The sequence below is a fragment of the Bradyrhizobium lupini genome (genome assembly GCF_040939785.1).
GTDB lineage: Bacteria > Pseudomonadota > Alphaproteobacteria > Rhizobiales > Xanthobacteraceae > Bradyrhizobium > Bradyrhizobium canariense_D.
The window spans coordinates 1,121,247-1,143,715 of record NZ_CP162553.1; the positions used below are offsets into that span (position 1 = coordinate 1,121,247).

General features: G+C 63.9%; 21 protein-coding genes and 2 pseudogenes. 9 read left to right on the plus strand and 14 right to left on the minus strand.

What is annotated here, in order from left to right:
- Positions 1–2 precede the first annotated feature (2 nt).
- The 11 genes and pseudogenes from AB3L03_RS05670 to AB3L03_RS05720 all read right to left on the minus strand — a co-directional run bounded on the left by AB3L03_RS05670 (position 3) and on the right by AB3L03_RS05720 (position 11,888).
- Entirely contained in the window at positions 3–929 is a 927-nt protein-coding gene (locus AB3L03_RS05670) for a Gfo/Idh/MocA family protein (protein ID WP_368508334.1), read from the minus strand.
- The gene (locus AB3L03_RS05675; protein WP_018458621.1) at positions 926–1,705 is read right to left on the minus strand and encodes a FadR/GntR family transcriptional regulator; all 780 of its coding nucleotides are present in this window, start codon (positions 1,703–1,705) and stop codon (positions 926–928) included. Before AB3L03_RS05675 ends, AB3L03_RS05670 begins: the two co-directional genes overlap by 4 nt.
- Positions 1,702–2,682, minus strand: coding sequence for a galactofuranose ABC transporter, permease protein YjfF (gene yjfF / locus AB3L03_RS05680; protein WP_247370840.1), 981 nt, complete (start codon positions 2,680–2,682; stop codon positions 1,702–1,704). The genes AB3L03_RS05675 and yjfF overlap by 4 nt, the downstream gene beginning before the upstream one ends.
- Positions 2,679–3,671: an ABC transporter permease gene (locus AB3L03_RS05685; protein ID WP_368508335.1), complete on the minus strand. Its 993-nt coding sequence runs from the start codon at positions 3,669–3,671 to the stop codon at positions 2,679–2,681. Before AB3L03_RS05685 ends, yjfF begins: the two co-directional genes overlap by 4 nt.
- Positions 3,668–5,212, minus strand: a complete 1,545-nt coding sequence (locus AB3L03_RS05690; RefSeq protein WP_368508336.1) for a sugar ABC transporter ATP-binding protein — start codon at positions 5,210–5,212, stop codon at positions 3,668–3,670. Before AB3L03_RS05690 ends, AB3L03_RS05685 begins: the two co-directional genes overlap by 4 nt.
- Before the next feature lie 121 nt (positions 5,213–5,333).
- Positions 5,334–6,299 carry a galactofuranose ABC transporter, galactofuranose-binding protein YtfQ gene (gene ytfQ, locus AB3L03_RS05695; RefSeq protein WP_368508337.1) on the minus strand — a complete coding sequence of 322 codons (966 nt, stop codon included), beginning with the start codon at positions 6,297–6,299 and terminating at the stop codon, positions 5,334–5,336.
- Between the two features lie 443 nt (positions 6,300–6,742).
- A pseudogene (locus AB3L03_RS05700) lies at positions 6,743–7,914 on the minus strand (fumarylacetoacetate hydrolase family protein).
- 111 nt (positions 7,915–8,025) lie between these two features.
- The gene (locus AB3L03_RS05705; protein ID WP_085352336.1) at positions 8,026–9,003 is read right to left on the minus strand and encodes a HEAT repeat domain-containing protein; all 978 of its coding nucleotides are present in this window, start codon (positions 9,001–9,003) and stop codon (positions 8,026–8,028) included.
- 2 nt (positions 9,004–9,005) lie between these two features.
- Entirely contained in the window at positions 9,006–9,239 is a 234-nt protein-coding gene (locus AB3L03_RS05710) for a ferredoxin family protein (protein ID WP_007593252.1), read from the minus strand.
- A gap of 28 nt (positions 9,240–9,267) precedes the next feature.
- Entirely contained in the window at positions 9,268–11,010 is a 1,743-nt protein-coding gene (locus AB3L03_RS05715; protein WP_026233620.1) for a fumarate reductase/succinate dehydrogenase flavoprotein subunit, read from the minus strand.
- Between the two features lie 104 nt (positions 11,011–11,114).
- A complete protein-coding gene (locus tag AB3L03_RS05720) occupies positions 11,115–11,888 on the minus strand; it encodes a ferredoxin--NADP reductase (protein WP_018458612.1) in 774 nt (257 codons plus the stop codon).
- Between the two features lie 209 nt (positions 11,889–12,097).
- Between AB3L03_RS05720 and AB3L03_RS05725 the strand changes: the two genes are divergently transcribed.
- The 5 genes from AB3L03_RS05725 (at position 12,098) to AB3L03_RS05745 (ending at position 16,742) form a co-directional block, all read left to right on the plus strand.
- Positions 12,098–12,394: a gamma-butyrobetaine hydroxylase-like domain-containing protein gene (locus AB3L03_RS05725; RefSeq protein WP_018458611.1), complete on the plus strand. Its 297-nt coding sequence runs from the start codon at positions 12,098–12,100 to the stop codon at positions 12,392–12,394.
- 194 nt (positions 12,395–12,588) lie between these two features.
- Positions 12,589–13,365 carry a Crp/Fnr family transcriptional regulator gene (locus AB3L03_RS05730; protein WP_198293387.1) on the plus strand — a complete coding sequence of 259 codons (777 nt, stop codon included), beginning with the start codon at positions 12,589–12,591 and terminating at the stop codon, positions 13,363–13,365.
- 181 nt (positions 13,366–13,546) lie between these two features.
- Positions 13,547–14,968, plus strand: coding sequence for an ABC transporter substrate-binding protein (locus AB3L03_RS05735; RefSeq protein ID WP_162496366.1), 1,422 nt, complete (start codon positions 13,547–13,549; stop codon positions 14,966–14,968).
- A 68-nt stretch (positions 14,969–15,036) separates the two neighbouring features.
- Entirely contained in the window at positions 15,037–15,873 is an 837-nt protein-coding gene (locus AB3L03_RS05740; protein ID WP_162496367.1) for an ABC transporter permease, read from the plus strand.
- Entirely contained in the window at positions 15,870–16,742 is an 873-nt protein-coding gene (locus tag AB3L03_RS05745; RefSeq protein ID WP_026233618.1) for an ABC transporter ATP-binding protein, read from the plus strand. The genes AB3L03_RS05740 and AB3L03_RS05745 overlap by 4 nt, the downstream gene beginning before the upstream one ends.
- A 74-nt stretch (positions 16,743–16,816) precedes the next feature.
- Here the strand turns inward: AB3L03_RS05745 and AB3L03_RS05750 are convergent, their stop codons facing one another.
- Both AB3L03_RS05750 and AB3L03_RS05755 read right to left on the minus strand, forming a co-directional pair.
- A complete protein-coding gene (locus AB3L03_RS05750) occupies positions 16,817–17,875 on the minus strand; it encodes a YeiH family protein (RefSeq protein WP_085352331.1) in 1,059 nt (352 codons plus the stop codon).
- A 149-nt stretch (positions 17,876–18,024) separates the two neighbouring features.
- Complete coding sequence (locus tag AB3L03_RS05755) at positions 18,025–18,243, minus strand: hypothetical protein (protein ID WP_007593267.1); 219 nt, start codon at positions 18,241–18,243, stop codon at positions 18,025–18,027.
- 201 nt (positions 18,244–18,444) lie between these two features.
- Here AB3L03_RS05755 and AB3L03_RS05760 point away from each other — a divergent pair, with 201 nt between their 5' ends.
- On the plus strand, positions 18,445–19,080 hold the full coding sequence (locus AB3L03_RS05760; RefSeq protein ID WP_368508338.1) for a 2-hydroxychromene-2-carboxylate isomerase: 636 nt from the start codon (positions 18,445–18,447) through the stop codon (positions 19,078–19,080).
- Between the two features lie 9 nt (positions 19,081–19,089).
- On the opposite strand, the pseudogene ald reads toward AB3L03_RS05760, so the two are convergent.
- Positions 19,090–20,204 (minus strand): annotated as a pseudogene (ald, locus tag AB3L03_RS05765) (alanine dehydrogenase).
- Between the two features lie 134 nt (positions 20,205–20,338).
- Here ald and AB3L03_RS05770 point away from each other — a divergent pair.
- The 3 genes from AB3L03_RS05770 (at position 20,339) to AB3L03_RS05780 (ending at position 22,462) form a co-directional block, all read left to right on the plus strand.
- Positions 20,339–20,818 (plus strand): Lrp/AsnC family transcriptional regulator, encoded by a 480-nt coding sequence (locus tag AB3L03_RS05770; RefSeq protein WP_018458603.1) that lies wholly within the window; start codon positions 20,339–20,341, stop codon positions 20,816–20,818.
- A 139-nt stretch (positions 20,819–20,957) separates the two neighbouring features.
- Positions 20,958–21,449 (plus strand): (2Fe-2S)-binding protein, encoded by a 492-nt coding sequence (locus AB3L03_RS05775; protein ID WP_018458602.1) that lies wholly within the window; start codon positions 20,958–20,960, stop codon positions 21,447–21,449.
- Positions 21,446–22,462 (plus strand): xanthine dehydrogenase family protein subunit M, encoded by a 1,017-nt coding sequence (locus AB3L03_RS05780; protein ID WP_368508339.1) that lies wholly within the window; start codon positions 21,446–21,448, stop codon positions 22,460–22,462. The genes AB3L03_RS05775 and AB3L03_RS05780 overlap by 4 nt, the downstream gene beginning before the upstream one ends.
- Positions 22,463–22,469: the final 7 nt, after the last annotated feature.

Sequence of the window (22,469 nt, forward strand, 5' to 3'; positions counted from 1 at the left end):
GATCAACCCACAAACGGTTCGACGATCGTGCGCCTGCCGAGCAGGAAGGCGTCCGCGACGAGACGAAGCGGCGCCAAATCGACGTCGCTCGCGCCTGTCGCGGCGAGCGCGACGAAGTGCCGGTAAAGCTCCCGATATTCCTCATCGGGCGCCTCGGCAACGGTCTTGCCGTCGATCGCCATGATCCGGCCGCCGCGTGATAGCGTCATCCGGCCCTGGTCGGTTTCGACGAGGATATCCCAGCTCTGCGGCCCGGTCTGGCGGAAGTCGAACTCGGCGGTCACAGGTAGGCCGTCGATGTCGGTCAGCGTCAGCTTCGCGGCGATCGGCGCCTGGCAATTGGCGGGGAAGGCGAGCTCGGCCGCGTTGACGAACACGGGCTTCGGCAGGATCCTGGTCAGGATCGACAGCGCATTGATGCCGGGATCGAACACCCCGAGCCCGCCCGGCTCCCAGATCCATGCCTGCCCGGGATGCCAGACGCGGACGTCCTCTTTCCAGTTGACGTGCACGGAACGGATGCGGCGCGCGGCGAGCCACTCGCGCGCCGGCTCGACTGCCGGCGCATGGCGCGAATGCCAGGTCGCAAACAGCGTTCGCTTGGTCTCACCCGCCATCGCGATCAGCGGATCGAGCTCGGCAACGCCGGCGCCGGGCGGCTTCTCCAGCATGACGTGCTTGCCGGCCCTCAGCGCTGCGGCCGCCTGGGCGCGGCGCACTTGAGGCGGCGTGCAGAGCGACACCGCGTCGATCGGCGGACCTTTTTCCAGCAGCTCCTCGATGGTCGCGAAATGCGGCAGATCCGGCAACGAGGCATTGCGGCTGGCGACGGCGGCCAGCGTCGCGCCGGGAACCGCTGCAATGGCGCCGACATGCTGGTCCCGCGCGATCTTGCCGAAGCCGACGATGGCGATGCGAAGTTCAGTCACGATGTTTCTCCAGCTTCCGCGGACGGCAGCGCTTCGGCTGGTACAGTCTCGATCACTGTACCCTCGTGGCGGCGCATGCCGTTGTGAATGACGTAGACCATCGCCTCCGACGCAGTCGTGGCATCACCGGCGGCGATGGCATCGACGATCTTCTGATGCCAGAGCAGAACGGTGTCGCGGTCCTCCGGTTCGACCGGTGCGCTGAGCAGGAATGAGGCGCGCAACGCAGCCTCGATGACGTGCCCGATCGAGCGCATGAACAGATTTCCGGAGGCGCGCGCCACGGCGACGTGGAGCGCGAGGTCGGCATCGGCGAAGCCAACGGAGTCGGAGGCTTCAAGTCGCATCCGCTCCATGCAGCGCCGAAGCTCGGATAGATCCTGCTCCGACCGCTGCGCCGCCGCCAACATCGCCGCGCGCGGCTCGACCGCGAGGCGGATCTCGGCCAGGTCGTTGAGGAAACGCTTGTCGATCCCGGCGTCCAGGTGCCAGGCCAGCACGTCGGCGTCGAACATATTCCAGGCGACGCGTTCGCGCACGACGGTGCCGACGCGGGCCTTGGTGGTGAGCAGGCCCTTGGCGACCAGCGTCTTGACGCTCTCCCGCAATACCGGCCGCGACACCCCGAACATCGCGATCATTTCGGCATCGCCAGGCAGGCGCGTTCCCTCCGCGTAGCGACCGGCAATGATGTCAACGCCGATCGAGCGGGCCACCTCCGCGTGATTGGAGTGCGCCCGGCGCGTCGGGATGACGAGGATGCGCGAGGTGGTCATGAGACTGCTCCCAGGCGCTTTGCCACGGGTCGGCGCGCGAGCGCGACCAACCCCTGTTGCAAGGCGATGAAGGCGAACAGCAGCACGCCGGTCGCGATCTTGGTCCACCAGCTCGACAGTGTTCCGTCGAAATTGATATAGGTCTGAATCATGCCCTGGATCAGCACGCCCAGGAAGGTGCCGATCACCGAGCCCTGCCCGCCCGTGAGCAGCGTGCCGCCGATCACGACGGCCGCGATGCTGTCAAGCTCGACGCCGACGGCGGACAGCGAATAGCCGGCGCTGGTGTAGAAGGAGAAGACGATGCCGGCGATGCCGGCGAGCAGGCTCGACAGCATGTAGATCTTCACCGTCATCTTGCCGACGGCGACCCCCATCAGGCTAGCGGTCGCCCGGCTGCCGCCGAGCGCATAGACATTGGCGCCGAACCGGGTGAGCTGCAGCAGCAATGCGCCGCCGATCACGATCGCAAGCATGATGATCGCGACCGCCGTCAGCCGTCCACCGCCGGGTAGTCGCAGTGCGAAGTCCGACACGGTGGAATAGACAGGTGCTGTGATCGGCACCGATTCCGTCGAGAGCAGGAAGCTGGCACCCCGGGCCAAGAACATGCCGGCGAGCGTCACGATGAAAGGCGGCAAATCGAAGACATGGATCACCGCGCCCATCGCCGCTCCGAAGGCGGCCGAGAGCGCGAGAATGGCGACGAAGGCGACCAGGGGCGGCATTCCCCAGCGCTCGATCGCCAGCGCGACGAACACCGTGGTGAAGCCGATCACCGAGCCGACCGAGAGATCGATGCCGCCGGAAATGATGACGAAGGTCATACCGGTCGCGACGATGCCCAGGAAGGCGTTGTCGGTGAGGAGATTGCCGACCACGCGAGTGGAAGCGATGTTGGGAAACTGCATCGCGCAGAGCGCGAATCCGGCGACGAGCACGATCGCCGTGATGAGGACGGGCGGCAGGCCTTTCATGCCTTGGTCCTCCGCAGCCGTGCCACGACGCCGGCAAAGCCGGACAGCTTCGGCGATTGCAGCAGCAGCACGGCGAGCACCACCACCGCCTTGACCAGCAAATTGAACTCCGGCGGATAGCCCGACAGCAGAATGCCCGTGTTCATGGTCTGGATGATCAGCGCGCCGAGTACGGCCAGCACGAGACTGAAGCGGCCGCCGAACAGGGAGGTGCCGCCGATCACCACCGCGAGGATGGCATCAAGCTCAAGCCAGAGGCCGGCATTGTTGGCATCCGCGCCCATAATGTCGGCCGCCGCGATGACGCCGGCAAGCGCAGCGCAAACACCGCACCAGACATAGACCGCCAAAATCATCGCGCGCGTGCCGACGCCGGCGAGCTCGCTTGCCCGCGCATTGCCGCCAGTGGCCTCGATCAGCAGTCCGAGTGCCGAGCCGCGCACCACCGCGCCGGTGAGGATCAGCATGCCCAGCGCAATCGAGACCGGCACCGGCAGGCCGAGGATAGAGCCATTGCCGAGCCAGACCAGATCGGGCGAGGAGAAGGTCACGATGCGGCCTTCGGTAATAAGCTGGGCGATGCCGCGCCCCGCCACCATCAGGATCAAGGTCGCCACGATCGGCTGCATGCCGAGCACCGCAACGAGAAATCCGTTCCACAATCCGCAGATCAGGCCCGCGCCGAGCGCAGCCGCCAGCACCACGGCCAGACTATGGGTGTCGGCGAGGCTCGCCGCGATCGCGCCCGAGATCGCCATCACCGCGCCGACTGACAGGTCAATGCCGCGCGTCGCGATCACCAGGACCATGCCGAGCGAGAGCAGCGCCACCGGCGTGCCGCGGTTGAGCACGTCGATCAGGCTGCCGAACAGCCGGCCGTCCTGGAGGCGCAGATCGAAGAATTGCGGCGATACCACGCGATCGACCGCCAGGATGACGATCAACGCGAGGATCTGGGCAAGGCCGCGGCGCGGCAACAGCGCGGTCATGCCCTGCCCTCATGCGCGACACTGGCCCCATCGGCGGCGATCGCGGCGAGAATGCTGCCGACGTCGATGGCCTCGCCGGCGAGCTCCTCGACATGAGCGCGGTCGCGCAGCACCACCACGCGGTCGGAATAGGTCACGATCTCGTCGAGCTCGGAGGAAATCACGAGCAGCGCAAGTCCGTCGTCGCAGAGCTCGCGTATCAGGCGGATGATCTCGGCATGCGCGCCGACGTCGATGCCGCGGGTCGGCTCGTCCAGCACGAGCAGCCGTGGCGAGGTCGCAAGCCACCGTGCCAGCAGGACCTTCTGCTGATTGCCGCCGGACAGCAGGCCAACGGGACGCTCCGGATCGGGCGGGCGAACGTCGAGCATCTTGACGTAACGGCTTGCGATCTCGTCCTGCTCGCGTCGCGACAGCGGCCGATGTAGACCGCGCTTGGCCTGGAGCGCGAGCACGATGTTCTCGCGCACGGTGAGCTCGGCGACGATGCCGTCGGTCTTGCGCTCCTCAGGGCAATAGCCAAAGCCGTGGCGCACGCCGTCGCGCGGCGAGTGAAGCCGGATAGGCGCGCCTTCCACCCTCGCCTGCCCGCCATCGGCGCGCTCGGCGCCGAACACCAGCCGCGCCGTCTCGGTCCGGCCCGAACCGAGCAGGCCGGCGAGGCCGACGACCTCGCCATGGCGCAGCTGGAGATTGAACGGCGCGACATAGCCTGATTTGCCATAATTCTCGAAGCTTGCGCAGACTTCGCGGGCCTGATGGTCGCGCGTCGCGGCCCGCGCGCTGGTGGTCTCGGCCAGTTCGCGGCCGAGCATCATCCGGATCAGCTCGAGCCGCGACAGCGACGCGGTCTCGCGCTCGCCGACAAGGCGACCATTTCGCAAAACGGTGATTCGATCGGAGATCTCGTAGACCTGGTCGAGGAAATGGCTGACGAAGACGATGCCAATGCCGCGCTTGGCAAGCTGACGCATGATGCGAAAGAGGATCTCGACCTCATGGCGGTCGAGGCTCGCGGTCGGCTCGTCCAGGATCAGCACGCGCGCGGAGAGATCGACGGCGCGCGCGATCGCGGTGACATGCTGGATCGCCACCGAGTAATTGCCAAGCGGCGCTGATACGTCGATGTCGAGACCGAAATCCGCGAGCAGCGACTTCGCGCGCCGTCGCATCTCGCCCTCGCGCACGACGCCGAAGCGCGTCGGCTGCCGGTCCAGGAACAGGTTCTGCGCCACCGAGAGATTCGGCAGCAAATTGACTTCCTGGTAGACCGTCGCAATGCCGGCCTGAACCGCCGCCTTGGCCGAGCGCGGCGCGACCTCTTCGCCGCCCAGTCTGACGATGCCGGCATCGCGCGGAAATACGCCCGTGACGACCTTGATCAGCGTGGACTTGCCCGCGCCGTTCTCACCAAGCAGCGCATGGATCTCGCCGGCGCGAAGCGTGAAGTCGACCTCCTGCAACGCACGCACGGCGCCAAAGCTCTTGCTGATCCCACGCACCTCCAGCAGGGAAGCAGCGGAATCCTGGCTGTTCTCCATGACAAATTCACTCCCAAGGGCGCCCGCTGACAATGCGGACACGGAGCCTGTTCGTTCGCGCAGCGGTTACGAGCGGGATCGCCGGACTGCCGAAGCACGGCCGTCCGGCGACACTCTCGCCTCAGTAACCGAGGCCCTTCTTGCTGTCGTAGATCTTCTGCGGATCATCGGTGGCAGTGTAGAGCTTGGATTCCGTCTGGATCCATTTCGGCGGAACGGTACCCTTGTCCTTGAAGGCCGCGATGGCATCGAGAGCGGGGCCTGCCATGTTCGGCGTCAGCTCGACCGTGGCATTGGCTTCGCCGGCGACCATCGCCTTGAAGATGTCGGGGACCGCATCGATCGAGACGGTGAGAATCTCCTTGCCCGGCTTGAGCCCGGCTTCCTTCATCGCCTGGATCGCGCCGACCATCATGTCGTCGTTGTGCGCATAGACCGCGCAGATCGACTTGCCGCCACCTTCGGCCTTGATGAAGCTTTCCATCACTTCCTTGCCCTTGGCGCGGGTGAAGTCGCCGGTCTGGCTGCGCACCACCTTCAGGTTCGCATGCTTGGCGATAGCGGTGTCAAAACCCTTCTTGCGGTTGGCGGCGACGCTCGCGCCGACCGTGCCCTGCAATTCGACGATGTTGCAGGCCTTGGCGCCGACGGTCTTCGCCAGCCAGTCGCCCGCGACCTCGCCTTCGTGAACGCTGTCGGAGGTCACAGCGGTGAGATAGAGCTCCTTGCCGGAGGGATCGATGTCGCGGTCGAGCAGCACGACCGGGATCTTGGCCTCCTTGGCTTCCTTCAGCACCGAGTCCCAGCCGGTCGAGACGACGGGCGCGAGGAAGATCGCATCGACGTTCTGCGCGATAAAGGAGCGGATCGCCTTGATCTGGTTCTCCTGCTTCTGCTGCGCGTCGGCGATCTTGAGATTGACCTTGCGCTTGGTGGCCTCCTGCTTGGAGACCGAGGTCTCGGCCGCGCGCCAGCCGGATTCCGATCCGATCTGCGAAAAACCGATGGTGAGTTCGGCGGCATGCGCCGGCAGCGCGAGTAGCAACGCGGCCGTGGCGCTGGCCGCACAAAGGGCTTTGAGGATCATCAGGCGTGTCTCCCAAAATGTTTTCCGGGGCGCCGATTGGTAGCATCGCACCCGCAGGCCGACCTTCGAGGCGGCGGGAGGGACTATTTCACGGAAGTTTGGTTCCGACTAGTCATATTATTTGACTATTGAAGGCGAAAGCGCGCGCGAGCGGATGAGCGACTTCTATGTCACGCGCAGCGCGATTTTATTCCACGGATGCAACGCGGAGATGAACGAAATGATGCGGCAGTTGGGGCGAGGACACTGTCTAGGAGGATGGTGAAAGGCGAACCCGCAACCCCTCCCCCATCACCGCGAGCGCAGCGAAGCAATCCTGAGTCTTTCCGGGGAGGGATTCTGGATTGCTTCGCTGCGCTCGCAATGACGGTGGGGAGAGAGTTTCTGCGTCGATCGAGGCAAAGCGACTCGTGGAGAGTCCCCCACATCCGGCGTGCAGTGAGCTAGATCAGCTTCCGCTGCGCCAGATTCTTCATCAGCGCGCCGATGCCGAAGGTCCAGGGCTCGCACTCGTCGCTGGTCCGCATGCGGTTGACGAGCTTGCCGAGCTGGGGCGCCGAGATCGTGACGATGTCGTCGCGCTTGTGGGTGAACCCCTGTCCCGGCGCGTCGCGATCCTTGACCGGCGCGAACATAGTCCCGAGGAACAGCACGAAGCCATCAGGATATTGGTGCACCTTGCCGATGGTCTGCTCGACCAGATCGGTCGGATCGCGGCTGATCATGCTGATCGAAGAATGGCCGTCGAGGACGAAACCGTCCTGCCCCTTCACGTTCAGGCTGATGTCGAGCTTGCGGGCGTCGCCGAGGGTAAAGCTGTCGTCGAACAGGCGCAGCAGCGGGCCGATGGAGCACGAGGCGTTGTTGTCTTTGGCCTTCGACAACAGCAGTGCCGAACGGCCCTCGAAGTCGCGCAGATTGACGTCGTTGCCGAGGGCGCCACCGACGATCGTGCCGCGGCTCGAGACGAACAGCACCAGCTCCGGCTCGGGGTTATTCCAGGTCGACTTCGGATGCAGCCCCGCATCCATGCCGGTGCCAACCGACGACAAGGTCGGCGCCTTGGTGAAGACCTCGGCATCGGGGCCAATGCCGACCTCGAGATATTGGCTCCAGGCGTTCTGGTCGATCAGCACCTGCTTCAGGTGCATCGCCTTGTCCGAGCCCGGCTTGAGCTTCGACAGATCGTCGCCGATCAGCCGGGTCACTTCCTTCCGGATCGCTTCGGCCGAGGCCGGATTGCCCTTGCCCGCTCCTCGATCACGCGCTCCAGCATCGAGATGGCAAAGGTGACGCCGGCCGCCTTCAGCGTCTGGAGATCGACGGGCGCAAGCAACCACGGCTTTTTCGGATCGCGCTGATCGGGAGGCGTGTTGGCGACGATGGCCTCGAGATCGCCGATGCGCTCGCCCTTGGTCGCGGCAAGCGCCTTCGCCGGATTGTCTTCCTCGCAGAGTGCGCTGACGGTCGGGAATTTTGCGGTGACGTCGAACACACCATCGCCGCGCACGGCGACCACGGCCGGGCCATTCGCCTGCGGCAGCCAGACGCGGCCGACGAGCGTTCCCCGCGTGCCGTCCTCGGGAAGAAGGTCCTTTACCGTCAATGTCGTCATGGGCGTATCCTCGCTCTTTTCGGATCGGCCTCGCTCGCGGAGGCCTATCACATTGGCGAAGACCAATAAACGTCTGGGACGGGAAGTCCAGCGCGGCAGCCCGCCGCGCTTCTATGCCCCCGCCCGCGCTTTTCGGGCCGCAATCTGCTGAAGCGCCCAGCGCGCGTTCTTGCGCACCTCGGGATCGGGATCGTCGGCGATGACGGCAAGGAACGCTTCGCCGTCGTGGTGGGCGATCTCGCCAAGCGCAGCCGCCGCCTCTTTCCGCAGATTGGCCTGCTCATGGTTCACGCAGTTGCCGATCGGGCGCACCGCGCGCTCGATCTTCATCCGGCCAAGGCTGCGGATTGCCTTCAGCCGCACCTGCCAGAACTCGTCACTGAGCGAAGCGATGAGCTGGTCGGCGGCAATCGATCCGTTGACGTTGAGGCCCAGCGTTTCCGCGGCCATCTCCCGCACCATCCAGTCCGAATCCTTCAACGCGCGCGTGATCATCTCGGCCGCGGGCTTCATCTGCGAGAAGGCGAGCGCGCTGACGGCGGCACGGCGCACATGCGCGTCGGGATCGTTGATCAGCGCGGTCAGCGCCGGAATTGATTCCTCCAGCTTGAGGAACCCGATCACGCCGATCGCCTGCACCCGCACGGCGGCATCGGAATCCTGGAGCGCTTCCAGCGCCGGTTTCAGTGTGTCCTTGCAGCGCAGCTCCTTCAGCGCACGCAACGCGCCCATGCGGACGAAGGCGTGGGCATGCTTGACCAGCGGCAGGATGATCTCGGCGCAAGCCGGATCCTTGAACTCCGCCATGCTGTCGGCCGCGGCGGACGCAACGATTCGTTCAGGATCGACGAGCAGCTTCACCAGCGCAGCCGCGGCCTCCGGCCCGTCGAACTCGCCGAGCGCCATCGCGACCTGCTGGCGGACGCCGGCATCAGGATCGGCGACCATTTTGGCGAGATGGCCGACGGCGGCGGGATCGCCGGAATGGCCGAGCGCGATGATCGCGACGCGGCGCTCCCCTGGATCGGCAGCCTGGAGCCGCTCGTCGGCGTCTTCGAGATCGTCGTAGGATTCGAACGGGCTCGACATGGCTACCTCAGGAGATAAGGAATGTTGACGGTGACGGCGCCGGTCGGGCAATCCGCCTCGCAGGGCATGCAGTACCAGCATTCGTCATAGGCCATGTAGGCCTTGTTGGTCATATCGCTGATACGCAGTACGTCGAGCGGACAGACATCGACGCACACCGTGCAGCCCTTGTCCGCGATGCATTTGGCGTCATCGACGACCACCGGAACCGATGTCTGATAGGAAGCGAGAGGCATCGTATGTCTCCTGTATTTGTGCGGCGGGTCAGGCTGTCGCGCGGATGCGCTGCTTGTCGTAGAGATCCTTCTCATCGTCGGCGATCGGTACGATATAGGGCTCCACGGCACGCTTCTCGCTGGTCATCTTGCCGTCCTGCTTACTCAGCAGCGTGTGGCAGAACCAGTTTTCGTTGTCCTTCTCCGGGAAATCCGTCCGCCAGTGATAGAGGCCCCAACGGCTTTCTTCGCGGTAGAGCGAGGCATGCACAGCCATGTCCGCGCAATCCATGATCGACTGGACTTCGAGCGCGCGGAGCAGTTCGTGCGCATTGCGCGCGATCATGCGCTCCTGCATGTCTTCCCTCGCTTCAGCGAGCCGGCGCATGCCGAGCTCGTATTTGCGCGTGACTTTCGGCGGCTGGAGATAGTCATTGACGAGACGCCGCGTCTTGTACTCGATCTGGTTCGGCGGAATACCGTCCTCGCGTTTGGTCGGCGCCATGACGCGGTCACGTTCGCGGGCGACCTCAGCCGCGTCGAATTCCGCGAAGTCGTGATTGTCCGCAAACTCCATCGCGTCGACGCCGGCGACCGAACCGTTGGTGAAGGCCCCGAGCATGTAGTTGTGCGGCACGCTCGCCATGTCGCCGGCGGCATAGAGGCCCGGGACGGTGGTGCGCGCGTTGTCGTCGACGAACACGCCCGACGCGCTGTGACCGGAGCAGAAGCCGATCTCGGAGATGTGCATCTCGATCGACTCGCTGCGGTAGTCGACCCCGCGCCCCTGCTGGAACAGGCCGCGCGTGGGACGTTCGACCTTGTGCAGCGTCGATTCGATCTCCGAGATGGTGTCGGGGTGAAGATGCTTGAGCTGGAGAAACACCGGGCCCTTCCCGGACAACAGCTCGTTGTAGAACTCCAGCATCATCTGGCCGGACCAGTAATCGCATTCGATGAAGCGCGATCCCTCGTTGTTGGCGGTGAAGGCGCCGAAGGGACCGGCGACGTAGGCGCAGGCCGGGCCGTTATAGTCCTTGATTAGCGGATTGATCTGATAGCATTCGAGGTTCGCCAGTGCTGCACCGGCGTGATAGGCCATGGAATAGCCGTCGCCGGAATTGGCCGCGTTCTCGTAGGTGCCGAACATGTAGCCCGAGGTCGGCAGGCCGAGACGGCCGGCGGCGCCCATGCACAGGATGACGGCCTTGGCCTTGATCACCAGCATCTCGGCGGTGCGGGTGTTGACGCTGATCGCGCCGGCGATGCGGCCATCGGCGGATTTGAGCAGCCGCGTCGCCATATAGCGGTTGGAGATCAGGATGCGGGCACGCCGGAGCTGGCGATACAGCGCCTTCTTCACGGTCTCGCCGTTCGGCATCGGCAGCACGTAGGTGCCGATGTGGTGCACCTTCTTGACGGCGTAGTCGCCGTTCTCGTTCTTCAGGAAGCGGATGCCGAAACTGTCGAGTTCCTCGATGATCGAGTAGCAGTTCTGCGCGTATTTGTAGACCGCCTTCTGATCGACGATGCCGTCATTGGCGATGGTGATTTCCTTGGTGTACTGCTCCGGCGTCGCGTAGCCGGGAATGACGGCATTGTTTAAGCCGTCCATGCCCATCGAGATCGCTCCGGAGCGCTTGACGTTCGCCTTTTCGAGCAGGACGACGTTGGCCTTCGGATTCTTCAGCTTCGCCTTCAACGCCGCCATCGGGCCGGCAGTGCCGCCGCCGATAACGAGCACGTCGCAGGAAACCTCCGAAAGTCCGTCGACGATCTGATCTAGTGACATCGCTTGCTCCTGGTCCGCCGGCAGATCCGGCGCCTTTGCATCAGATTTGTTCAGCAGGCGTCCCGGCGATAGCAATTAGTTGTCGCCGGGCTGCGATTTGCGCCTCAGCGCTCGACAAAGGCCTTTTCGATCACGAAATGGCCGGGCCGGCTGTGATTGCCCTCGACAAAGCCGCGCGCAGAAAGCATCGCGGGAAGTTCCTCCAACATCGCCGGGCTGCCGCACAGCATGATGCGGTCGGTCTCGATGTCGAGTCCCGACTGCCCGATATCGTCGAAGAGCTGGTTCGACGCGATCAGGTCGGAGATGCGGCCGCGATTCCTGAACGGCTCGCGGGTGACGGTCGGGTAGTAGACGAGCTTGTCACGGATAAGCGGCCCGAAGAACTCGTGATCTCGCAGGCCTTCCACGAGGTGCTCGCCATAGGAGAGCTCGGAGACCTGGCGGCAGCCATGGGCGAGCACGATGGTTTCATAATTCTCGTAGACGTCGGGGTCCTTGATCAGGCTGGCGAACGGCGCGAGTCCCGTTCCGGTCGAGAGCAGCAACAGGCGTTTGCCGGGAATGAGATTGCCCGTGATCAGCGTGCCCGTGGCCTTGCGGCCGACCAGGATGACGTCTCCCTCCCTGATCTTCTGAAGGCGTGAGGTCAGCGGACCGTCCTGTACCTTGATCGAGAAGAACTCGAGCGCCTCCTCGTGATTGGCGCTCGCCATGCTGTAGGCCCGCAGCAACGGCTTGCCCTCGACTTCCAACCCGATCATCGCGAACTGGCCGTTCTGGAAGCGGAAGCCCGGATCGCGCGTCGCGGTGAAGCTGAACAGGCTATCGGTCCAGTGCCTGACCGACAGGACCGTTTCCCTCTGAAATGCACTCATTGTCTCTCCTGATCTCGATTGCGCACAAGGTTTCGGAGAGACAGGAATCCGGCAACGCCGAACTGAAATTGCCGGTCGATTAGTTTCACATTTCGTGGGCGATGATCGAACAGCAGGCAGCGACGATCAGCGCCGCGCACCCTGCGCCTGGCAATTAGTTGCTATCGCGGCAGTGCTGCGGCAAGGTAGAGAAGGGTCGGAGACACGTCATGACCTTGGTGGGACCGACCGTGGCAGATTACGAAGCAAGCGCCGACCTCGCGACGCTCCGCGTCCGCACCGCTCAGGACGACACGCTGGACTTGGCGGCGGAAACGCTCCGCCTCTCCTGCAAATGCGCCCACTGCACCCGCGCCCGCTTCGACGGCCGCTTTCCCGAGCGGTTTCCAGGCATCGCGATCACCGAGATCGGCGATCTCGGTTACGGGCTGAACATCTCGTTTTCGGATGGGCACAATCGGGGGATTTACCCGAAGCCGTATTTGCTGAGCCTGGTGGGGCGGTAGACGCCACAGGTCGTCTTCCAAGCTTCGCTGTCATTCCCCGCGAAGGCGGGAACCAGTACGCCGCGGCTTCTCGATAGCCCATTGACGTCTCTGGAATACTGGATCGCCCGGTCAAGCCGGGCGATGACAGCGGAGTGAATCTGGCACGGACATTGCTCCTCTTTAGAACGGTTTGAACGTTCCGGAGGCAGATGATGTTGCAGGCGGCGGCCAATGTGGTTCGCGGGACGGTTCCCGCAACGGTCCGGCCTACCGGCGGTTCCTCGCTGCTGCTCACCGAGAACCAGCAATGGATCGGCGGACCGCCGCCCTTGATGGACAAGCTCAGCCAGCGCGAGCGGGAGCTGGTGCTGAAGCAGGGCCGCCGAAAAGTGCTCAACCGTGGCCAGACGCTGTTCAGCCAGGGTGGCAAGCATGACGGTATCTGGCTGATCGAGAGCGGCCGGATCCGGGTGTTCTACACCTCTCCGCTCGGCCGCGAGATCACGCTGGCCTATTGGCATGTCGGCAATTTCGTCGGCGGGCCGGAAGTGTTCGAAGGCACCGTGCATCAATGGTCCGGCGTTGCATCCAGCAATTGCAGCGTGGTGCATCTGCCCGGAAAGGAGCTACGATCCCTTGCGGTCGAGATCCCGAACCTCGCGATCGGCCTGATCGAAGGCCTGACCTTCAAGGGCAAGTGCTATTCGGCGCTGGCCCAGATGTTGGGAACGCGCTCGATCACACAGCGCCTTGCGCATCTGTTGCTGCATCTCGTCGACCTCTATGGCGTCGATGACGCCGACGGCCGGGTGATCGCGGCCGCCTTCACCCATGCCGATATCGCCCACATGGTCGGTGCCACCAGGCAATGGGTCACGATCAGCCTGAAGCGCATGCAGGAAAAGGGAATCGTGCTGACCAAGCGCTCGCAGATCGTGGTCTGCCGGTCCGACGTGCTGGAAGAGATGCGAGGGCAGGCGGCCGACTGACCGAGCTTGCGACCAGGGCCGGTGCCCATGCAAGCGGCTTAATAGTGCAGGACTGCCCAAGGAGTATGCAATCAACTTTTCCCGGCAACTAATCGACTGTGGCGCTCATTCCGGATTTGCCCTGCCCACGCCCTCACCCAATCATGGCAACCACAGCACATCCAACCGAATGAGGATGAGAATGGTCCGCCATCTTCCCACGCTCTCGATCGCGATGTCGGTGACGTCGCTGGCGCTTCTCCTCGCGCAGCCGGCCGCGGCGGAAACCGTCACGCTGGGCATCGGAACGCAGGACACCACAACCAACACGGTGACCGCCGGCGTCGTCATCCGCCAGCTCCATCTCCTCGAAAAATATCTGCCGAAAGACGGCAAATACGCCAACATCAAGTTCGAGCTGGAGTGGCAGAACTTCACCTCCGGCCCGCCCGTCACCAACGCGATGATGGCCAACAAGCTGCAGATCGGCATGATGGGCGACTATCCGCTGATCGTGAACGGCTTCACTTTTGACAGCAATCCCGAGAGCAAGAGCCGGCTGATCGGCATCGCCGCCTACAGCCTGTCGGGCTCCGGCAACGGCATCGTCGTTCACAAGGATTCGCCCTACTACGATCTCGCCGATCTCAAGGGCAAGCTCGTGAGCGTGCCGTTCGGCTCGGCCGCACACGGCATGGTGTTGAAGGCGATGCAGGACCGCGGCTATGCATCGGATTTCTTCCAGCTGGTGAGCCAGAGTCCGGAGGTCGGCTCGACCAATCTCCAGGAGAAGAAGATCGACGCGCATGCCGACTTCGTTCCGTTCGCCGAGTTGCTGCCGTTCCGCGGTTTTGCGCGAAAGATCTTCGACGGCGTCGAGACCAATCTCCCGACTTTCCACGGCATCGTGGTGCGAACCGATTTCGCCGAAAAATATCCCGAAGTCGTCGTCGCCTACTTCAAGGCGGTGATCGCCGCCAATCAATGGCTGCGCGACGATCCCAAGCTCGCCGCCGAGAAGATCCAGGAATGGACCGGCATCAGCAAGGAGGTCGTCTATATCTTTCTCGGCCCCAGCGGCAACATGACGACCGATCCCTCGATCAAGCCGGCGCTGATCGACGCTGCCACGGCCGACGTCAAGGTGCTGCAGAACCTCGGCCGGATGAAGGAGTTCGACCCGAAGAAATGGGTCGACGACAGCTACATCCGCAAAGCCTATGCCGAGATGAAGCTCGACTATGACGCGCAGCTTGCGAGCACCAAGAACTACGAGATCTCCGGCGACGATTCCTTCTGCAAGAAACCGATCGCCGATCCGCGCAAGGCCGGCGAGGTCTGGGTCGACGATTCAGGCATCGTGCCCTTCTCGTCAGCCAGCTGCACGCTCGGGGCCTATGCCGACTACAAAGCCAAGGGCAAGAAGATCAACGTCGCCTACGTTTTCGATACAACCCGCGGCATCAAGCTGTTCGCCGACCAGGCTTTCTTCGCGGTCGGCAATGGCGAGGTTGCGCCGTTCCTGTTGAAAAAGGACGCCGAAGCCTATGCCGCCAAGATCAGCGGCAAGGTGCTCGGCTTCGACGACGCGGTGAAGGCGGCGGTCGGCGGGGGTAAGACGTGAGCAGTCCCGCCCTCCGCAGACATTCCGAGGACAGCATGCCGGCAAGTGCAATCGCGGAGGCAAGCGCCATGCCCGCCTCCACTCCACCTGCATCTCCACCCTCCTTCGGCACGCTCGCACTGCGCTGGTACCGGCTCAACCGCGGCGGGCTGCGTGCGACCGCGATTGGCATCATCTCCCTGGTCACCTTTCTGCTGGTCTGGCACCTGCTGACAACCTATCGCGTCGTGTTCTTCGTGCGCTTCACCAACGTGCCCTCACCGCTCGCCGTCTATGCGAGCTTCACCAAGGCGATCCACGATCCGAAATTCCTGCTGCACGTCCTCTTGAGCTGCCGTCGCATCTTCTTCGGTTTCTCGCTCGCGGCGATCGTCGCGGTGCCGCTCGGCCTGATCATGGGCCGCTTCAAGCTGATCCACGAGATCATCTTCCCAGTAGCGGAGGTGCTGCGGCCGATCCCGGCGATTGCCTGGGTGCCGATGGCCATCATGCTGTGGCCGACCAACGAGCAGAGCATCGTCTACATCACGTTCCTCGGATCGTTCTTCCCGATCCTGGTCAACACGCTGCACGGCATGTCGCTGGTCGATCCCGTGCTGGTGCGTGCCGCGCAATGTCTCGGCGCGCGGGAGCGCTCGATCTTCCGCGATGTGTATTTTCCGGCCTCGCTCCCGCACATCTTCACCGGCCTCACCGTCGGCATGGGCGTGGCCTGGGTGTCGCTGATCGCTGCCGAGATGATCTCCGGACAGTACGGCATCGGCTATTTCACCTGGGAGGCCTATTCGCTGGTCCAGTATGCCGACATCGCGCTCGGCATGATCGCGATCGGCGTGCTTGGCCTCGGATCGAGCATGTTGATCCGAGGCGCCGGACAATTGGTGATGCCGTGGAGGTCAAGATGAGTGAGATCGTTGTCAAGGCACCGCAGGGCCATATCGAGGTCAAGAACTTCTCCCTCAGCTACGACAGCATCGAGGGGCCGGTCGAAGCCGTCGCCGATACGCAGATTCATGTGAAGCCTGGCGAGTTCGTCTCGATCGTCGGGCCCTCCGGCTGCGGAAAGTCGACGCTGCTCAACGCGGTTGCCGGCTTCCTCAAGCCGACCACGGGCATCGTCACCGTCGACGGCGAGAAGGTGAACGGCCCCAGCGCGGAGCGCGGCATGGTGTTTCAGCAATATTCGCTGTTTCCCTGGAAGACCGTGCGGGAGAACGTCGAGTTCGGCCTGAAGATGCGCGGCATGCCGCGCTCGCAGCGCGAGCGCGCCGCCCGCACGCTGCTGGGACTCGCGGGCCTCGAAGCCTTCGAAAAGCATTACCCCGAGAAACTCTCAGGTGGCATGAAGCAGCGCGTTGGCATCGTCCGCGCGCTCGCGACGGGACCCAAAGTGTTGCTGCTCGACGAACCCTTCGGCGCGCTCGACGCGCAGACCCGGGTCATCATGCAGCAGATCCTCACCAACATGTGGCAGCGGCTGAAGATCTCGGTGCTGTTCGTCACCCACGACATCGACGAGGCGATCTTCCTGTCCGACCGTGTCTACTGCATGACCGCACGCCCCGGCTCGATCAAGGCGGAGATTCCGATCCCGCTGGAGCGGCCGCGGCAGCAGTCGATGATGATGTCGTCGGAATTCCTGGCATTGCGCCGCGGACTGATGTCGCTGATCCGCGAGGAGAGCATCAAGGCGATGGGCGGCGAGCTCAACGACATGGGCATGCAGGGGCTGAACATCGAGCTGCACGGGCATTCGCTCGCGGATGTGATTTAGGGATCCTCGACTTGCGCGCTGACTTCCTTCTCCCCTTGTGGGAGAAGGAAGTGGAGTATGCGCAGCAGCTTGCCTTACTTGAACCAGTGCACCAGCGCGATGCTAATGCCGAGCAGCAGCAGTAGCGACAAGGTCACGGCCGCCGTCACCCGTCCCCCGACATTGGCAAGCACCTTCACATCGACGCCGAGGCCAAGCGCGGCCATCGATACCACCGTGAGAAAACCCGTGATCCGCGTGATCGGGGCAATCACCGTGGACGGCACGATCTCGAGCGAGCGCAAGGTCGCCAGCGCAAGGAAGCCGAGGATGAACCACGGGACCAGGCGGAAGAAGCCGACATTGGTCTTCTTGGCATCGCTGTGCCAGCGCGACGCCGTCAGCGAGAGGCCGACGACCACCGGCCCGAGCATCAGCACGCGCATCAGCTTGACGAGCGTGCCGATCTGCGTCGAGACGAGTCCCGCCGGCACCGTCGCAGCCAGCACCTGCGGCACGGCATAGACAGTGAGGCCTGCAAGGATGCCGTATTGCGTAGCCGATAGCTGCAGCAGCGGAATTAGCAGCGGCAGGCCGAGCACCATCATCACGCCGAGGATCGCGGTGAAGGAGATGGAGGATGCGATCTCGTCATTGTTGGCGCCGATGATCGGCGCCACCGCCGCAATCGCCGAATTGCCGCAGATCGAGTTTCCGCAGGCGATCAGGATCGAGAGCCGCGTCGAGAGACCAAGCAGCCGGCTGATGCCGAAGGAAACGCAGAGCGCGACCACAACGACGGCCGCGATCGAGGCCAACAGCGCGACGCCGGACGCCGCGATAGCAGCGAAGCTGATCGAGGCCCCCAGCAGCATGACGGCGACTTCGAGCAGCTGCTTGGCGCTGAAGGCGATGCCGGACTGCCAGCGCGGCGCGGGCTTCCAAAAGCTGCGCACAGCCATGCCGAGCAAGATCGCCATCACCAGCGCCTCGACATAGGGATGTTCGAAGATGCCCAATTCCGCCCGTTCGAGCAGGGCCGAAACGCCGGCCACGGCGATGCAGAGGAGGATCCCGGGAATCAGCGCGACGATGCGGCTGATGGCCGTGGTCCGCTTGGCGTCGGCCGGGCTGGATGCTTGATTCTGCGACACAAATCTCTCCCCAAGGAGAAGGATTTATACGCAGCGCCATCCGATTGGGGAATAAGTTTTCGACATATCAGGGCCGAGGGAAGTTCTATCCTCAATCCGGAATAATCTGGCTCGGAAGATCAGGCGCCCGTTGGAAGATCAGGCGCGCCTTAGAAGATCAGGCTCTTGGCCAGCGAGGCGACGCGGCTGAAGCCGTCATAGACGCCGGGCTCGAAGAAGGCCGCGCGCGCCAGCACGATACCGGCGACCAGCGACCAGAACAGCCCGGTGCCGACCCGCAGCAGCAGCTTTGACCCGCGCGAGCGCGGCTGGGTGTCCGTTGCGGACACCAATTGCTCGCCGAAAGGTTCAAACCTGGTGCGTTCCATGGCAGTCAATCCATCAATTTCTCACAGAAATGTCGTCGTTTCGGCCCCAAACAGCAATGGAAGCGATTGGCTTTTTTGCCTGCCGGAGGGGAAACTCCTTTCGCCGGACGGTCCCGGAGCAATAGTTTTCTTCTTCCGGCCTATTTGGACACCGGCGCCACGGCTAGCAGGTAGCGCCGCGCGTAGGAAAGGAATCTGCCAATGCCAAACCCCCGCGTGCGCGTCTACACCGACTATAAGAGCCCCTACGCGTTCGTGGCCAACAAGCGCCTATTCGAACTGCAGGAGACGCACGGCGTCGAGCTCGAATGGCTGCCCTATACGCTGCGCGTTGCCGAATTCATGGGGACCGTGGAAGAGCGCACGCCGCATTTCTGGCGCAAGGTGCGCTACGCCTATATGGACGCCCGGCGCTATGCCAATGCGCAAGGGCTCGTCATGAAAGGGCCTAGGCGGATCTACGACGCGTTCTATTCCAGCGTCGGCATGCTGTTCGCCCAACAGCACCGCTTCTTCCGTCCGTATCACGACACGGTGTTTCGTCGGTTCTGGAGCCATGAGCTCGAGATCGACGATCTCGCCGCAATCACGGACGTCATCACGTCCTGCGGTGGCTCGGCCAGCGAGTTCGAAGCCTACGTCCATGGCCCCGCACGCGCCGAGCATGACCGCATCATCGACGACGCCGAAGTGCTCGGCGTGTTCGGCGTGCCGACCATGGTGTTCAACGGCGAGCTGTTTTGGGGCGGCGACCGCATCGACATGTTGATCGAACGCATCGAGAAGCCCGGGACGATCGAGGCAGCTCTCGGCAGCCGCCATCGCAAGCCGGCATGAGCAGCAACGCTACGCCGCTAGCCCGCTCTCCACCGGAGCGAACTCCAGCCCGAGGCTCTCCGCCACCGCCTTGTTGGTGATACGGCCGCGATGCACATTCAGTCCGTTGCGCAGATGTGGATTTTCCAGCACAGCAGCAAACCCCTTGTTCGCGAGCATCAAGCCGAACGGCAGCGTCGCGTTGTTCAGCGCCTGGCTCGACGTCACCGGCACCGCGCCGGGCATATTGGCCACGCAATAATGCACGATGCCGTCGACAAGATAGGTCGGATCGGCATGCGTGGTCGGGTGCGAGGTCTCGAAGCAGCCGCCCTGATCGATCGCGACGTCGACCAGCACGGCGCCTGGGCGCATCGATGTCAGCATCGCACGCGTGACGAGCTTGGGCGCACTCGCGCCCGGCACCAGTACCGCGCCGATCACGACGTCGGCGGCGAACACCTCCTCCTCGACCGACTCGATGGTGGAGAAGCGGGTGCGCACGCGTCCGACAAAGAGATCATCAAGCTCCCGCAACCTTGGAATGGAGCGGTCGATCACGGTGACTTCGGCGCCAAGACCCGCGGCCATGCGCGCGGCTTGCGTTCCCACCACGCCGCCGCCGAGCACGACGACCCGCGCCGGCTGCACGCCAGGGACACCGCCCAGCAGCAGCCCGCGACCGCCAGCGGAGCGCTTGAGCGCGGCGCCGGCGGCCTCGATAGCGAGGCGGCCGGCGACTTCGCTCATCGGCGCAAGCAGGGGAGGTGACCGGCCGCGTCGGTGACGGTTTCATAGGCGATCGCAGTACAGCCGGAGGCGAGCAAACCCCTGGCCTGTTCGGGATCCGGCGCAAGATGAAGGTAAGTAAACAGGATCTGGCCTTCGCGGAGCTGGGGCCACTCGCTTGTCTGCGGCTCCTTCACCTTCACGATCATGTCGGACTTCGCGAAGATGTCGCGCGCGCTCTCGGCAATGGTGGCCCCTGCCCGCCGGTAGTCTTCGTCGGAGGCGCCGATGCCGCCGCCCGCACCGGTCTCGACCGTCACCTCGTGCCCCGCGGCGACATATTCGCGGACCGCACCCGGGGTGAGCCCGACGCGATATTCCTGCACTTTGATTTCCTTGGGCACACCGACGCGCATCCCGGGCCTCCTTGTGATTCACCTCATGATCGTAGCGACGTGCCCTGTTTGGTTTCGTGCAAATATCCGCTAGCTTTGGCCTCCCTGCGCCGGTTTCCGGCGCGCAAACGCCCTTTCACGCTGGAAACGAAACCTTGGCCCTCGACAGGAAAGATCTCGCCATCCTCGCGGAGCTCACGACCAACGCGCGGGCCAGTCACACCGAGCTCGCGCACAAGGTCGGGCTATCAAGCACCGCGCTCGCGCGGCGGCAGAAGGCGCTGCAAGACGACGGCTATATCCAGGGCTATCAGGCCACGCTCGACCTCGCGCAGTTCGGCCTCACCACCACGGTGCTGGTCCGTATCGCGCTGGAAAGCCAGAGCGATGAGGCGCTGAAGGCGTTCGAGGCGGAGGTGGTGAAATGCCCGTCCGTCGTGCGCTGCTTCCTGATGTCGGGGACCGACGACTACATCCTGATCGTGCTCGCCCGCGATATCCAGGATTTCGAGCGCATCCACCGCATGGAGCTGTCGCGCCTGCCGCGCGTCGCGAGGGTACAATCGAGCTTCGCGCTGCGCGAAGTTGTCGACCGCGCCGTGCCGAATGTGGTGTTCGGCGAAGCAAAGCGCTGACCGCAACCTCTCGGAAAGGCGAACTGCTGGCAAGGAACCAACCGGTCGGTGGTCCGTTGGGCGCTATTGGCCGGCGGAGGCGTGCCCCCGCGTCAACACGGCTGACGTCCGGCACGGTCGCCGTCGCAGGGAGCAGGACATGGGCGATGTCACGCATCAGATTTCCGAACGCATTCCGATCCATCTTGTCGTCAACGGCGTCAGTCACACGCTCGATCTCGTGCCATGGACCACATTGCTCGATGCCTTGCGGGACCATCTTGCACTGAGCGGCACCAAGAAGGGCTGCGACCATGGTCAGTGCGGCGCCTGCACGGTGCTGGTGGACGGCCGGCGCGTCAATTCCTGTCTCACGCTCGCCGTCATGAAGGACGGCGCGGAGATCACGACTGTCGAAGGTCTTGCCAAGGATGGCGCGCTGCATCCCCTGCAACAGGCGTTCATCGACCATGACGCCTTCCAGTGCGGCTATTGCACGCCGGGACAGATATGCTCGGCGGCCGGACTGCTCGCCGAAGGCCGTGCCAAAGATACCGACGAGATCCGGGAGCTGATGAGCGGAAACCTTTGCCGCTGCGGCGCCTATCCAAACATCGTCGCCGCCATCCAGCAGGCAATGGGCCAGCCATGAACAACTTCCAGTACGCTCGAGCCACTGATGTCGCCGACGCCATCCGCTTGCTCGCCGCCGGTCCCGGCGCCAAACTGATTGCCGGCGGCACCAATCTGATCGACCTGATGAAAGAGAATGTCGAGCGCCCCTCCCGGCTGATCGACATTTCCCGCCTGCCGCTCCGCAAGGTCGAAGAGACGCCCGACGGGTCCTTGCGCATCGGCGCCTTGGTGCCGAACTCGGACCTCGCCTATCATCCATTGATCGAGCAGCGCTATCCGCTGCTCGCCAGCGCCATCCTCGCCGGCGCCTCGGCGCAATTGCGCAACATGGCCTCCGTTGGCGGCAATCTGATGCAGCGAACGCGCTGCGCTTATTTCTATGACACGGCCACGCCCTGCAACAAGCGACATCCCGGCAGCGGCTGCTCGGCGATGGACGGGCTGAACCGCAACCATGCCATCCTGGGCACGAGCGCCGCCTGCATCGCGACCAATCCATCGGACATGAGCGTGGCGCTCGCCGCGCTCGATGCGCTCGTGCACATCGCGGGTCCCTCCGGCGAACGCACCATCGCGCTGACCGATCTCCATCGGCTGCCCGGCGACAAGCCTCATGTCGATACCAATCTCGGCACCGGCGAGATCATCACCGGGATTGAGCTTCCGCCGCGCGGCTTTGCTCAAAACTACAGTTATCTGAAAATTCGGGACCGGATGTCTTATGCCTTTGCTCTGGTCTCGGTTGCCGCCGCGCTTGAGTTGGAGGGCAACGCGATCAGCGGGGCACGCGTGGCGATCGGCGGCGTGGCGCACAAGCCCTGGCGCAGCGTTGAAGTCGAAGCGGCGTTGCGCGGCCAGGCCGCGACGCCCGATCACTTCTTGCACGCCGCGGATCTCTTGCTCCAGGGAGCAACGGCCCGCTCACATAACGGCTTCAAGGTCGAGCTCGCACGCCGCGCCATCGTGCGCGCACTGACGCAGGCGGCGAATGCCACGCCGCAATCCCAGGCCCACAAGAAGATCGCGTGAGGACCCC

Excerpts from the sequence above, each read along its gene's own strand:
- AB3L03_RS05725 (WP_018458611.1), top strand. The coding sequence starts at position 12,098 with ATGACCTTGGTGGGACCGACCGTGGCAGATTACGAAGCAAGCGCCGAC.
- AB3L03_RS05705 (WP_085352336.1), bottom strand. The coding sequence starts at position 9,003 with ATGTCGAGCCCGTTCGAATCCTACGACGATCTCGAAGACGCCGACGAG.
- AB3L03_RS05740 (WP_162496367.1), top strand. The coding sequence starts at position 15,037 with ATGCCCGCCTCCACTCCACCTGCATCTCCACCCTCCTTCGGCACGCTC.
- AB3L03_RS05760 (WP_368508338.1), top strand. The coding sequence starts at position 18,445 with ATGCCAAACCCCCGCGTGCGCGTCTACACCGACTATAAGAGCCCCTAC.
- AB3L03_RS05675 (WP_018458621.1), bottom strand. The coding sequence starts at position 1,705 with ATGACCACCTCGCGCATCCTCGTCATCCCGACGCGCCGGGCGCACTCC.
- yjfF (WP_247370840.1), bottom strand. The coding sequence starts at position 2,682 with ATGAAAGGCCTGCCGCCCGTCCTCATCACGGCGATCGTGCTCGTCGCC.
- AB3L03_RS05685 (WP_368508335.1), bottom strand. The coding sequence starts at position 3,671 with ATGACCGCGCTGTTGCCGCGCCGCGGCCTTGCCCAGATCCTCGCGTTG.
- AB3L03_RS05730 (WP_198293387.1), top strand. The coding sequence starts at position 12,589 with ATGTTGCAGGCGGCGGCCAATGTGGTTCGCGGGACGGTTCCCGCAACG.
- AB3L03_RS05780 (WP_368508339.1), top strand. The coding sequence starts at position 21,446 with ATGAACAACTTCCAGTACGCTCGAGCCACTGATGTCGCCGACGCCATC.
- AB3L03_RS05775 (WP_018458602.1), top strand. The coding sequence starts at position 20,958 with ATGGGCGATGTCACGCATCAGATTTCCGAACGCATTCCGATCCATCTT.
- ytfQ (WP_368508337.1), bottom strand. The coding sequence starts at position 6,299 with ATGATCCTCAAAGCCCTTTGTGCGGCCAGCGCCACGGCCGCGTTGCTA.
- AB3L03_RS05745 (WP_026233618.1), top strand. The coding sequence starts at position 15,870 with ATGAGTGAGATCGTTGTCAAGGCACCGCAGGGCCATATCGAGGTCAAG.
- AB3L03_RS05755 (WP_007593267.1), bottom strand. The coding sequence starts at position 18,243 with ATGGAACGCACCAGGTTTGAACCTTTCGGCGAGCAATTGGTGTCCGCA.
- AB3L03_RS05690 (WP_368508336.1), bottom strand. The coding sequence starts at position 5,212 with ATGGAGAACAGCCAGGATTCCGCTGCTTCCCTGCTGGAGGTGCGTGGG.
- AB3L03_RS05735 (WP_162496366.1), top strand. The coding sequence starts at position 13,547 with ATGGTCCGCCATCTTCCCACGCTCTCGATCGCGATGTCGGTGACGTCG.
- AB3L03_RS05715 (WP_026233620.1), bottom strand. The coding sequence starts at position 11,010 with ATGTCACTAGATCAGATCGTCGACGGACTTTCGGAGGTTTCCTGCGAC.
- AB3L03_RS05720 (WP_018458612.1), bottom strand. The coding sequence starts at position 11,888 with ATGAGTGCATTTCAGAGGGAAACGGTCCTGTCGGTCAGGCACTGGACC.
- AB3L03_RS05710 (WP_007593252.1), bottom strand. The coding sequence starts at position 9,239 with ATGCCTCTCGCTTCCTATCAGACATCGGTTCCGGTGGTCGTCGATGAC.